Origin of the sequence: Shewanella fidelis ATCC BAA-318, assembly GCF_000518605.1 — a bacterium.
GTDB classification, from domain to species: Bacteria; Pseudomonadota; Gammaproteobacteria; order Enterobacterales; family Shewanellaceae; genus Shewanella; species Shewanella fidelis.
On record NZ_JADX01000021.1, the window covers coordinates 35093 to 48026 of the forward strand.

13 protein-coding genes and 1 riboswitch are annotated in these 12934 nt (G+C 41.8%); of the genes, 8 read left to right on the top strand and 5 right to left on the bottom strand.

The features are described 5' to 3' along the window. The first annotated feature begins 158 nt into the window (after positions 1-158). Positions 159-406: riboswitch (FMN riboswitch) on the top strand. A 159-nt stretch (positions 407-565) separates the two neighbouring features. Beyond that, positions 566-1204 carry a 3,4-dihydroxy-2-butanone-4-phosphate synthase gene (ribB, locus tag L884_RS0111100; protein WP_028767579.1) on the top strand — a complete coding sequence of 213 codons (639 nt, stop codon included), beginning with the start codon at positions 566-568 and terminating at the stop codon, positions 1202-1204. A 415-nt stretch (positions 1205-1619) separates the two neighbouring features. Further along, a complete protein-coding gene (locus L884_RS0111105) occupies positions 1620-4748 on the top strand; it encodes an EAL domain-containing protein (protein ID WP_245603109.1) in 3129 nt (1042 codons plus the stop codon). 83 nt (positions 4749-4831) lie between these two features. Here the strand turns inward: L884_RS0111105 and ftnA are convergent, their stop codons facing one another. Further along, positions 4832-5359 (bottom strand): non-heme ferritin, encoded by a 528-nt coding sequence (gene ftnA / locus L884_RS0111110; protein ID WP_028767581.1) that lies wholly within the window; start codon positions 5357-5359, stop codon positions 4832-4834. A 350-nt stretch (positions 5360-5709) separates the two neighbouring features. Between ftnA and moeA the strand changes: the two genes are divergently transcribed. The 3 genes from moeA (at position 5710) to L884_RS23165 (ending at position 8381) form a co-directional block, all read left to right on the top strand. Further along, on the top strand, positions 5710-6954 hold the full coding sequence (gene moeA / locus L884_RS0111115; protein ID WP_028767582.1) for a molybdopterin molybdotransferase MoeA: 1245 nt from the start codon (positions 5710-5712) through the stop codon (positions 6952-6954). A gap of 33 nt (positions 6955-6987) precedes the next feature. Continuing rightward, positions 6988-7758 carry a molybdopterin-synthase adenylyltransferase MoeB gene (gene moeB, locus L884_RS0111120; RefSeq protein WP_028767583.1) on the top strand — a complete coding sequence of 257 codons (771 nt, stop codon included), beginning with the start codon at positions 6988-6990 and terminating at the stop codon, positions 7756-7758. Positions 7759-7940: 182 nt separating this feature from the next. Continuing rightward, a complete protein-coding gene (locus L884_RS23165; protein ID WP_169731786.1) occupies positions 7941-8381 on the top strand; it encodes a DUF333 domain-containing protein in 441 nt (146 codons plus the stop codon). Between the two features lie 129 nt (positions 8382-8510). On the opposite strand, the gene L884_RS0111135 is transcribed toward L884_RS23165, so the two are convergent. Beyond that, positions 8511-8897 (bottom strand): thiol-disulfide oxidoreductase DCC family protein, encoded by a 387-nt coding sequence (locus tag L884_RS0111135; protein ID WP_028767584.1) that lies wholly within the window; start codon positions 8895-8897, stop codon positions 8511-8513. Beyond that, on the bottom strand, positions 8897-9346 hold the full coding sequence (locus L884_RS0111140) for a DUF3429 domain-containing protein (RefSeq protein WP_037410832.1): 450 nt from the start codon (positions 9344-9346) through the stop codon (positions 8897-8899). Before L884_RS0111140 ends, L884_RS0111135 begins: the two co-directional genes overlap by 1 nt. A gap of 145 nt (positions 9347-9491) precedes the next feature. Here L884_RS0111140 and folX point away from each other — a divergent pair, with 145 nt between their 5' ends. Genes folX through folM form a run of 3 tightly spaced genes read left to right on the top strand, consistent with a single transcriptional unit; the run spans position 9492 to position 11276 of the window. Continuing rightward, the gene (folX, locus tag L884_RS0111145) at positions 9492-9857 is read left to right on the top strand and encodes a dihydroneopterin triphosphate 2'-epimerase (RefSeq protein ID WP_028767586.1); all 366 of its coding nucleotides are present in this window, start codon (positions 9492-9494) and stop codon (positions 9855-9857) included. Positions 9858-9903: 46 nt separating this feature from the next. Continuing rightward, on the top strand, positions 9904-10542 hold the full coding sequence (gene folE, locus L884_RS0111150) for a GTP cyclohydrolase I FolE (RefSeq protein WP_028767587.1): 639 nt from the start codon (positions 9904-9906) through the stop codon (positions 10540-10542). 23 nt (positions 10543-10565) lie between these two features. Continuing rightward, positions 10566-11276 (top strand): dihydromonapterin reductase, encoded by a 711-nt coding sequence (gene folM, locus L884_RS0111155; RefSeq protein WP_028767588.1) that lies wholly within the window; start codon positions 10566-10568, stop codon positions 11274-11276. A gap of 69 nt (positions 11277-11345) precedes the next feature. Here the strand turns inward: folM and gltS are convergent, their stop codons facing one another. Further along, positions 11346-12569, bottom strand: coding sequence for a sodium/glutamate symporter (gene gltS / locus L884_RS0111160; RefSeq protein ID WP_028767589.1), 1224 nt, complete (start codon positions 12567-12569; stop codon positions 11346-11348). A 151-nt stretch (positions 12570-12720) separates the two neighbouring features. Beyond that, the gene (locus L884_RS22880; protein WP_084221433.1) at positions 12721-12882 is read right to left on the bottom strand and encodes a DUF2986 domain-containing protein; all 162 of its coding nucleotides are present in this window, start codon (positions 12880-12882) and stop codon (positions 12721-12723) included. Between the last annotated feature and the right edge of the window lie 52 nt (positions 12883-12934).

The following is a 12934-nucleotide window of genomic DNA, read 5'->3' on the forward strand; positions in this document are numbered from 1 at the left end:
ACAATTACAGCTAACCTCTTCCAAAGATTAGCTGGCAGCGCTGTCAATTTTTGAGCAAAATCGCCATTCTTGCAGCTCAGCTTGTCATTTAAATCAATTAGGGGCAACATAACGCCACTTGGTCGATAGGGTAATGTACTTATTTATCCATCAACCAAAATAATTCTCAGGGCGGGGTGAAACTCCCCACCGGCGGTAAGTTATATAAAGATAATCAATATATAAAAGCCCGCGAGCGCCTAGTTTACGCTATATAAATAGCGCTGAATATTAACTAGGGTCAGCAGATCTGGTAAACAGGCCTTATCGACAAGCCTTTTGTTGTTATGGTTGCACCTACTCCAGAGCCGACGGTAATGAGTACTTGCTAATTAAGTGCACTGAGTCCGGATGAAAGAGAATATAAGAATACACGAGGGAACCGTGAGCTAGATATTAGCTTTATGGCGCTCTCTGTCGCTCTTATTATGCACCTAGCTAAGGCCTATTTCGGCTCAAGCCGTGTGCCATTTTCTGCACGCCCTGATTCTGGTCAATCCAATGTCGTATTTTAAGGAAGTTATCCATGAATCAGTCTTTACTTACCCCTTTTGGCAACCCTATTGAACGTGTTAATGCCGCTTTAACTGCACTACGAGCAGGCAAAGGTGTATTAGTTGTTGATGATGAAGATCGTGAAAATGAAGGCGATCTGATTTATGCAGCAGAATCACTAACTAATGAGCAAATGGCTCTGTTAATCCGCGAATGCAGTGGTATTGTTTGTCTATGCCTTACCGATGATCGCATTCAGCAATTACAACTACCGCCAATGGTGAGTGATAATAATAGCCAATATGGCACCGCCTTTACTGTCAGTATTGAAGCAAAACAGGGAGTTACCACAGGGGTATCCGCAGCTGACCGTGTAACCACAATTAAAGCTGCTATTGCCGACAATGCAAAACCTGATGACTTAGCTCGTCCCGGCCATGTTTATCCTCTACGTGCACGTCCTGGTGGAGTACTAGAGCGTCGCGGCCACACTGAAGGAACGGTCGATTTAATGAAGCTTGCAGGCCTAAAGCCTTTTGGAGTGTTATGCGAAGTCACTATGCCCGATGGCACTATGGCACGTTTACCTGAAATAATTGACTTTGGTCGTCAGCATAATATGCCCGTTTTAACCATTGAAGACATTGTTGCCTATCGCAATAGTCAGTAACAATTTCAATCAATCACTTTGTTCATAAATTTAGCAACTGTTGCTTGCGACAGTTGCTAACCTAGGTATAAATTATCAATAATCATAGACCTTTAGACTAACGCATTAGAATAATTCGATATGTTCTTACGCTGTTACAGCACGTTAAAAAGCCACAGAATTACTACATAAATACATTAAAAGTTAAAAACCGTGAGATAGATTAGGTTTTCGTGAAGTAACCGAGACACCCTACTGAATATATGGTTAATATGCTGCTCTTACTTTACATAACCCCTATGTATTAACACGGTTAAAACTGGATACCGTAGAGGACTGTAATCACATGTTGTCCGTGTTGGGCCGATTAAGCTTAAGAGATAAGTTATTCTTGTCAGCTTGCTTGCCAATATTTATATTAATATTGCTTGCGCTGATGAGTGGCAGTGTCTTACTCAAGCAATATCAACATGCGGATACCAATGTTCAAGCTATAACAGCGTCAATCGCTATTGAAAGCCTCATCAATGAATTGCAAAAAGAGCAGGGGTTATCGGTTGGTTACCTAAGTAGTAATGGCAAATACTTCAAACAGGAACTACAACAACAATGGCAATTAACAGATGACAAAATCGATAAACTTGCCAACGCCCCTGCACTAGCAAACACACTCAACAATATAAAAGAAGATACCGCGCTTTATAATTCCCTAGCAGAGCAAATGGCTCAAGGAAGTTTTGCTCGCAAAAACTTAATCACGGCTCGTCAGAAAATAATCCAATTAGATGAGCCTGGGCACTCCCGCTTTTATTCTCAAGCCATTAATAAACTCATCAACTTTAGTTCTCAGCTTCGTTTTAAAAGTGATAATAGCTATCATGTACTTATGCAATCAGACTTGCTGAACATTCTAAAAATCCAAGCCTTTGCGAGTAGCGAACGTAACTTAATTAATAAGGTTCTATCTGCACCAATATTTAACCATCATGATTTTCACGCTGTTATTCAAAGAAGCACCCAACTCAAGAACGCAATAAACAACGCTCATAACGTAATCACTAAAAATAATTTGAGCAATTTTGAAGCGTTAACAAATACGCCTCAACAGCAAAAAATTGCCAACTGGCGAGTTCAACTCAGCCTACAAGACAGTTATGCCGAACTGACAGAAATAATCAAAAAATTAACAACATACAGAACAGCATTACAAAGCAAAACACAATCACCTTTACTAACGAAAAATGACATTAATAAAGCTACTGAATACTATGTTGCAGCTGAAGCCCTACTGAGTAGTATTAATAAAAATCTAATATCGACAGAGCAACAAGTACTCGTTAACCGATTAAATCAAGCGACTAAGAATTACTTAGGCCTGATAATCAATAACGAAACCAAACAACAGGCTTACTCGCTAGAAAGCTTGCAACAGCTAGATGATAAGCTCCATGACAACTTAGATAAGTTAAAGCAGCTTTCAATCATTAACACTAAAGACTGGTGGTTCACGTCAACGGCATCAATTGATAGCCTGCATCATTTTAGTAATCAACTTGCTAATAAAATTGCTCAGCAAAATATCATCGAAAAGCAACGCATATTAAGTTACTTCTATATCAGCCTTTTTGCCGGGGTATTATTTTTCTACTTGGTCTATTTAGTCGGTAAAAGCACTGCCAATAACCTAATTAATACCATTAGCGGTATAGTCAAAGGTGTAGAAAAGCTCGCTAAAGACCCAGATCTTGAGCTGGAGTTACCCGTTCAAGGTAGTGATGAGATGACGCAAATATCTCGCGCTATCAATAAAATGGTTTCTGAAAGGATGAAATCCAAAAGCGCCTTACATCGTGCTTCTGCAGTATTTGAACACTCAGCAGAAGGGATCATGGTAACCGATGCGGACAATAACATCGAATTGGTAAATCCCGCGTTCACAAAAATCACAGGCTACACGCTTGCAGATGTAAAAGGTAAAAAGCCAAATATATTAAGCTCTGCTCACCATCAACCTGAGTTTTATCAAGCGTTATGGCAATCCTTAAAAGACAAAAATAGCTGGGAAGGTGAAATTTGGAATAAGCGCAAAGATGGAAAAATTTATCCAGAATATTTAAAAATTACCGCAGTTAAAGACAATCAAAACAATATTATTCAATATATCGGCTTGTTCCTTGATATCAGTAATAACAAGCAATACGAACAAGATCTGTGGTACAAAAGCAATTACGATGCCTTAACCAAATTACCTAATCGCCACCTGTTTTCATCGCGCTTACAGCAAGCAATTAATGAGGCACAGCACTGTAATCAGCAGGTCGCTATTTTCTTTATCGACTTAGACAGGTTCAAGTATATTAATGAACTGCATGGGCATGCAGCTGGCAACAAAGTATTAAAACAAACCGCATCCAGACTCGAAAACATACTAGCAGAAAATGACTCTATCGCTCGATTTGGTGGCGATGAATTCATAGTCATCTCTCCTGTATCGCACAACGGAGATAGCGCAGAATCATTAGCACAAAAGCTAAGTGAAGTTTTATCCCGCCCCTATAAACTAGAAGGTAAAGAAACCAGTATTTCTTCAAGCTTCGGTATCGCTTTTTATCCTGAAGATGGCCAAGATATTGAAATGCTGTTGCATAACTCTGAAACCGCTATGTATCAAGCTAAGCGTGATGGTCGAGCGCACTATCAATACTACGCACCAGAGATGAATTTAGAAATGCTCGCACGCATGCACCTAGAGCAAAGGTTGCGCAGGGCAGTGAAACAAGGAGAATTCCATTTAGAGTATCAACCTATTGTTGATATGCGCACTGGCACCATTAATAGTGTCGAGGCATTAATTCGCTGGCACGACCCTGAGCACGGATTCATTTCACCAGAAGCCTTCATTCCTATCGCTGAAGAAACCGGTTTAATTGAGCCTTTAGGGGAATGGATCTTACACCAAGCCCTTACTGATCTGGCTGATATACACGCACAAGGTATTTCACTGTGTATGGCAATTAACATCTCAGCAAGACAATGCATTAATACTAAAGGGATTAGCTTCTGCCAAACATTGCAAGAGGCACTAAAAAGCTATGCTATTAGCCCTAAAGACGTGCATATTGAAATCACAGAAAGCTTACTTATCGAAGACAAACCACAACGTCTACAATGTTTAAATACCATTAAGCAGCTCGGTGTAGATATTTATCTGGATGATTTCGGCACAGGATACTCAGCATTAAGTTATTTAACTAAATGCCCTATTTCGGTCATTAAGATTGATAAAAGCTTCATTGAAAATATTACCAACAAGCAGTCAGACGTGAAGCTTATCCGTGCAATCGTCATGATGGCTAAAAACCTAGAGTTACCAATTGTCGCTGAAGGTGTTGAAACTCGCCAGCAGTGGGACTTTCTCCAAGGATTGGATTGTGATTACGCTCAAGGATATTTAATTTCTCGCCCTCTGACTAAAGCGCATCTGCTGCCATTTTTACAACAAGCTATGCCGTTTCAATACCTCGCTGATAACAACGAGTTAAAGGCCGTGAAACAGCAAATATAGCCCAAACTAATTATGGAATATGCAATACTTAAAAACAAAAAGAGCAGCTAAAGCTGCTCTTTTTGTTACCACGAATCAATGCATTAAACAGCAGAGCTAGTCATCACGCTTGCAGACTCTTCAACAGCCATTTGTGCAAGATCTTTATCAACAAAGAATAGTGCTTTGCCGTCTTCACCCACTAAGCGAATTTTATCAACAATAGATTTAAATAGCTTTTCTTCTTCATGCTGCTCAGACACATACCACTGTAAGAAGTTAAATGTAGAATAATCTTGGTTGGTAAATGCCGCATGAGCAAGTTGATTGATCTTATTAGTGATCAGTTGTTCGTGTTCGTAAGTGTACTCAAACAATGCCAGCAAAGATGGGAATTCCGCTTGTGGCGCTTCAATAGTCCCCAGTAACGGCATACCACCTGTTTCACTTACATAAGTGAACAAGCGATGCATATGCTCCATCTCTTCTTCTGCGTGGGCACGCATAAATTTAGCCGCCCCTTCAAAACCTTTATCTTCGCACCACGCACTCATTTGCAAATAAAGATTTGAGGAGAAAAACTCCATATTGATCTGGTCATTTAACTGGTCAATCATCTTCTGAGCTAGCATATCAATTCCTTAAGGCTTACGGTTTATGCTGCTTATTGTTATCAAGCTAGCTATTAATTGCAATAAAATTTACTTAAGTGATTGTTAATTAAATAATAATGGTTTTCATTTACTGGCTTTTTAGTTACCTTATTGTCGATTGTATTTAACAAAAAAGTGAGTTAAATCAGAGTTAAGCCTTTAAATTGGGCTCAAAGTGATAACCACTGAACTTTCACCGTAAATACGAACTCTATTACAACTGTGTTTAAAAACTGCCGCGCAGATCATAGCCATCTGTATTCACCATGGCATAATGCACTATATTCGTTTTTACTTAATGTTCCGATTTACGTCTCAAGGATAGATAGATGCAGACTCATGCAGATCCATGTTCTCAACCTAGCCTAATGCATCCCGATCAGGCTATCGTGAAGTTATTAGAACAAGTTAAACCAATCACAGACTCAGAAGTCGTGACATTACCCCAAGCATTAGGTCGCGTACTCGCAGAAGACCTAGCTTCACACATTGATCTTCCCCCATTCGATAACTCAGCAATGGACGGATATGCTTTTAGTCATGCAGACTTAGCCTCCGGTCAACCATTAAAGCTTATCGGCCAATCCTTTGCGGGTCATCCTTATACCGGAAAATGCCCAGCAGGTAGCTGTATTCGCATCATGACCGGCGCACCAGTACCAAGTGGTTACGATACAGTACAAATGCAGGAAAAAGTTAACGCAGACGGTGAACAAATTACCATTGAAGCACCGAAAGAAGTTGGTGCCAATGTACGCTGCCGTGGCGAAGAACTCAGCAGCGGCACTAAAGTGCTAAATGCCGGTACATTAATTGGCGCAGCAGAAATGGGGGTACTCGCAACCATTGGCGTGAGTCAATTACGCGTCAAGCGTATCGTGAAAGTTGCCTTTTTCTCAACAGGTGATGAGCTACGCCCTGTAGGCAGCGAACTTGGCCCAGGCCAAATCTACGACTCTAATCGTTATAGTATTCAAGGCATGCTGAGCCGCGGCAACATAGAGTGGATTGATTTAGGCGTTGTTGAAGACAATAAAGAAGCCATTCGCCAAGCATTTAAAACTGCCTCTGAATGTGCCGATATGGTCATCACTTCTGGTGGTGTCTCCGTTGGTGATGCTGATTACACTAAACAAATATTAGACGAAGAAGGACAAATCACCTTCTGGAAGCTAGCCATCAAACCAGGTAAACCATTTGCCTTCGGTCATTTAGGCGATGCTGTATTTTGTGGTCTACCAGGGAACCCGGTGTCATCCATGGTGACCTTCTACAAATTAGTATGGCCATTACTCACCAAAATGCAGGGGCTACCACAAACAAAGCCAGTTACCTTACAGGCCACACTCAAAGGCGAGATCCGCAAACAAGCTGGCCGTGTTGAATACCAACGCGCTATTTTAAGCTATAACGCTAACGGTGAAGCTGAGGTAGCTATCACAGGAGGCCAAGGCTCAGGCATGCTAACGTCAATGACTATGGCTAACTGCTTTATTATTTTGGCGCAAGACTGTGATGGTTTAAGTGACGGCACTCAAGTGACCGTAGAACCTTTTAACGGCGTGCTTAGTTAAGCAGCCAACACCTTAATATATGAGATCTATTTGATGTCTACCGAACAGCATGCAACAGACGAAATCCTATCTGATGCAGAGATATTGCGTTATAGCCGACAAATTTCGATTAAATCGATGGATTTTGAAGGCCAAGAAAAGCTGAAACTCGCCAAAGTACTGATCATAGGTGCCGGTGGTTTAGGTTGTGCAGCAAGCCAATATCTAGCAGTCGCAGGTGCTGGCTCAATGACTTTAGTGGATTTCGACACTGTTGAAATCTCTAATCTACAACGACAAGTGCTTCATCAAGATGCAAATGTGGGCCAACCAAAGGTTGAGTCAGCCAAGCAAAGCTTAGTCGCGCTTAATCCGCATATTCACATTGAGACGATTAATGCGGTGTTAGATGATCACGAAATTGACGCATTGGTAGAGCAACACTCTATCATTATGGATTGTACCGACAATGTTGCCGTGCGTGAGCAGTTGAACCAAAGCTGTTTTAAGCACAAAAAACCGTTAATTTCGGCAGCTGCTATACGCATGGAAGGCATGGTAACGGTATTTGATTATCAAACCAATTCACCTTGCTACCACTGTTTCAGCAAGCTATTTGGTGAGCAACAGCTTAGTTGTGTTGAATCAGGAATTTTAGCACCTGTTGTGGGTATGATAGGCTGCTTGCAAGCGGTTGAAGCTATCAAGGTTATTGCCAATATGGGCACCAGCTTAGCAGGTCGAATTTTAATGATCGATGCTATGACGATGGAGTTTCGAGAAATGAAACTGCCGAAAATGCCTCAGTGTAAGGTCTGTAGCTAAGTACTCAACTTGTCATTAAAAGTGGCCTCATTGGCCACTTTTTTATTGCAGTAAAATCCACCTTGCGACACAAATACTTGTAGAGTAATAATGTAAATTAATCTAAAAATGGATAACCCTTTTTAACCTGCGTTACGTTAATAAAACGACTACAATCGTTAAAAGCAGCAATGGAGCCGCCAATGAGCCAGATTAATCGTTCAATACACCACGCTAAGATCATTATGCTAACTGCAGGCGCAATATTACTCTCAGCTTGTAACCCCGCCGAAGACACAGCGCCACCAACAACACAACTAGCCAATCCTGCTTCAACTTATTGCGTATCCTTAGGCGGGCAAGTCGAAATTGAAAAACAAACTGATGGCGAAGTGGGTTATTGCCAACTTCCGAATGGTGAACGCATTGAGGAATGGACTTTATACCGAAAAGCTCATTCTCAAACAGCTGAAGAAAACTCTAAGCTAATTAAGCCACAGGTAGGTAAACCAAATCCTGCCACCCAAAATTGTATCGCCCAAGGCGGCACTGTCGATTTAGCAACGTCAATGTGTACTCTACCCAGCGGTGAGCAAATCGAACAGTGGCAACTGTATCGCCGAGATAACAACGCCAGCAACTAGGCTTCGCTACGAACCATAGCTCCATGGTAGATTTGGCGTATAAAATCTTTCAATGTCAGCGCTAGTTGCAGACAGTACGGTTCAACACTGTCTGCAGCCATTAGTCAGCTGCACCTTGGCGAAAAGAACTTACCGCGGACAAGTGCCACTTTCACAGCGCTGTTTTCCGGTAAGTAAATACGAAATACGGTAACGATGCTTAGCAAAAAATCGGTAACCCAAATCTGCCGCAGGTTTTACTAGCGGACAACGCAGCAAAGCAACCCAACGTTCTTTACCCACAGCAGCCCAAGCTTCATAGGTCACATCTAAACCTTTGATTATCGTGCCATCAGCGCGTTCACCATGTAAAATCTTATTGGCATACGCCAAATCGATATACGGATAGTTGCGCTCAAAATCGGCTTGATTCAGATCTTGTAGTTCAACATTGCCATCAATGTCCAACGCTTTAATGTGCTCCATTTCTGCGCGACACAGTGGACAAAGAGAATCATAAAAAATTCGCAATTTCATCAAAAACCTCCTGTTGCAAGGTGCAAAAGCATCAGTAAGTGAGTCACTAAAGCGACGGAGGTCAACCGAACCCGCATCTGTCTGTAACTAGCATTGTTCGGTAAATTCTGACAACTTTTCTCGACCCCTAATAAACTAAAGTAGCCAAAAGCTAGTGCGATCAATCCTACGGATGGCATAGCGATGAGCAATGAAACCCAAGCAAGCAAAGCATACAAGTTACTGAGAACCAGCAAATTGGCGCCATTATCGATGGCATATAACGAAATAACTCGCCCCCACAATGTACCCGCAAGAAAACTCAAAATAATGGCACTGTAGCTAATGAATGCTTGAACCGGAGGCAACCAAGGTAGCGTCCACCCCATCCAGATCATTACTGTGGTGATAATAAAAGGTAACAAGCCAGCGTAACCAAGCCATGTCCATATCTGTTGCATATTTTTCATCAAACCCTGCTCGGTTAAAAACATATAACTAATTACGATTAAGGGCATTGTTTGGATCTTCCAATCTGAATGTATATTGACTTAAATGATCTAAATAACTGAATCTCACGTAACCTGACCTATAGTTAAAAGAAAAGGACTGCCTATGCCGACAAGTAACGCTATCATCAAAATCACCAACCTGCGCCTGAGAACTTATATTGGTTTTAATCAGGAAGAGCGTGAAAAAATGCAAGACGTGGTGATCAATATTGAAATCCATTACCCCGCACAACAAGCTATCAATGAAGATAATGTTGAAGAAGCACTCAACTATAAGAAGATCACCAAAGCGGTCATCAAGCATGTAGAAGCTGGCCGATTCTTACTGTTGGAAAAGTTAGTGTCTGACGTACTCGATATCAGTCGCGATCACAATTGGGTGCAATTTGCACGAGTCACCATCGACAAACCTCATGCGTTACGATTTGCCGATTCAGTGTCACTAACACTCGAATATCAACGAGACTAACCTAGTAGGCCTTTTACAAGGATTTCCTCTCAATCAGGAGATGATTATGGCACTTTCCCCCGCCGAACAAGTTAAAAACGCCCTTATTGCTCAAGGGTTAGAAACGCCACTGGTCAATACCGGAATGAGTGCAGAGCAAAAATATACTCGCATTAAAGGCCTAATGACCGAAGTGGTATCAACACTCGGGTTAGATCTAAGTGACGACAGCTTGTGCGAAACCCCACACCGGATAGCCAAAATGTACGTCAATGAGGTATTTGCCGGATTAGACTATGACAATTTTCCGAAAATAGCCCAAATTGAAAATAAAATGGGTGTAGATGAAATGGTCAAGATCAGTGATATCAGTGTAGTGAGCACCTGCGAACACCACTTTATTACTATCGATGGCTTAGCAAAAGTGGCCTACATACCCAAAAATACGATTATAGGTTTATCAAAAATTAATCGTTTGGTGCGCTTTTTTGCCCAGCGACCTCAAGTGCAGGAGCGCTTGACTAAGCAAGTATTAGTTGCACTACAAACCTTGCTTGGCACAGACGATGTTGCTGTCAGTATTGATGCAACCCATTACTGCGTTAAATCACGCGGTGTAATGGATACCCAGTCGCAAACCCAAACAACCGCACTTGGGGGAGCTTTTAAAAGCAACTCTGATACTCGAATAGAGTTCCTTCGATAACAACTCGTATCAATAGGATGCCAATGAGCAAAACGATTCTTATCACTGGAGTAGGCAAGCGTGTGGGCTTTTATCTTGCCCAGCACTTGAGCCAAGAAGGCTATCAAGTCGTTGGTACTTATCGCACCCTTAGACCAGCACTGCAACAACTCGAAGCCTTTGGAGTAAAGCTGTTTCAATGTGACTTTTACGATATAGCACAAACCGAGCAACTCATCGCTGAACTCAAGACGAACTATTCAAGCCTAAGAGGCATTATTCACAATGCCTCTGATTGGCTGCCTGACAAGGAGCATGAATGTGCAATTACAACTATCGAAAAAATGATGCGGATCCATGCCAGTACTCCTTACGCACTCAACCTTGCGCTAGCGCCACTGCTACAAAGCAATCAATTGCAGTTTAGCGATATCATTCATATCACCGATTATGTCGTCGATAAGGGCAGTAAAAAGCACGCAGCTTATGCCGCCAGTAAAGCTGCACTGCAAAACCTGACGCTGTCTTTTGCAGCCAAATATGCGCCCAAAATCAAAGTGAACAGCATAGCACCAGCAATGTTGATGTTTAATCCAGATGACGATGACAACTACAAACAAAAAGCGCTTAACAAAGCACTTATCAAGCAAGAAGGTGGCGAGGTGGAAGCTTTACGAGCAGTAAAATACTTACTCGATAGCAGTTACACTACAGGGCAAACCCTAAAAATTGATGGCGGCAGACATTTAGTTTAACCACCTCAACAAAAAAGGCACGCTAAGCGTGCCTTTTATAAAATAGCCATCAGTATAATGTTATAGCGACTAAAGAATAAAACCGATATATCCCTGCAATACGATCAAATTGACAATATCAATAAAGAAAGCACCAACAATTGGTACAACCATAAAGGCTTGTGGTGATGGGCCATTACGGGAAACTAATGCCCCCATATTCATCACTGCCGTCGGAGTCGCGCCCATGCCAAAGCCACAGTGGCCGCCAGCCATAACCGCCGCATCATAATTCGCTCCCATTACTCTAAACGTCACGAAATAAGCAAAGCAGGCCAGCACAACCGTTTGCACCATCAGTATAATGAGTAGCGGTATGGCTAAATCAAAAATTTCCCACAACTTCAAACTCATTAACGCCATCGCTAAGAACAACGACAAGGCCACGGTACCGAGAATATCGACACATTCATTATTCATCTTATAGCCACGTGTCATCTCTGTGAGGTTGGTAATCACCACACCTAAAAATAATGCATAAACAAAGTCAGGCATCTTTAGCCAGCTAATATCAAAACTCGCCACCAAATGACCTACCCAGCGCGCCCCAGCGACACAAAGCATGATGATAAACAAGGTCTCTAACACACTTTTAGCCGTGACATTGTCTTCTTCTAACTGATCATAGGTAACCAAATCAGGGTGATCTTTATGATGATTACCACCAATACCGTAGGATGACTCTAGTTTGTGTTTATCAATCAATCGCTGCGCGACTGGGCCACCAATTATGCCGCCCATGACCAAACCAAACGTGGCAGCAGCCATAGCAAATTCAAGGGTGTTCATATTGTAATGGTCGGCAAAGGTTTGCGACCATGCAGCACCAGTGCCGTGGCCACCAGACAAAGTGATAGAGCCAGCCACCAGACCCATTAAAGGTTCAAGTCCCAGCGCTGTGGCTAAGCTAACTCCAACCGCGTTCTGCAAAATGATGTAAATTGACGCAATACCAAGAAAAATAAAGACCTTTTTCCCGCCTCTAGCCAGTAATTTATAGCTGGCAGCTAAGCCTACGGTACTGAAAAACATCAGCATCAACGTATTTTGCATCGGCAATGAAAACGCTAAAGTAATATTCTGAAAATGAAGCACTGTGATCACAGCGGCAACGACCAGACCACCAATAATCGGCTCTGGGATATTGTACTTTTTAAAAAAAGGAACGTGACGATTGACTGTGTGGCCGATAAATAATACCAAGATAGCGACCAAAAACGATTCTAGTTCTCCGATTGAATATACAGTATTCATGAAACTCCTATCCGTTAGGTTTTGTAGTAAACAACCTACAAAACCAAAATTAGCCGGCTATTCTGGCATATTCATTAGGCTAATTAATATTAGCCGTGTCGGAATTATGGCATCTGGATCATGAAAAGTGACTTTTTGCGCAATAAAGAAACTATTCGCTTTCTATTTGACCAGCTTCGGCAACCTCTAAAGCAGCCAAACGCTCTCTTTCCGCTTTAGAAATGTACTTAGGCTTGTTGCTATTTTGCAGCTTAGCGTTAGCTTTTTTAAGCTTGCTCATGTGTTTTAAGGTGATTTTTTTAGTGCGGTTCATACGACTTCTTATGCTATTTGCCAGTGAATTTAATTATAAACTAAAACCAACT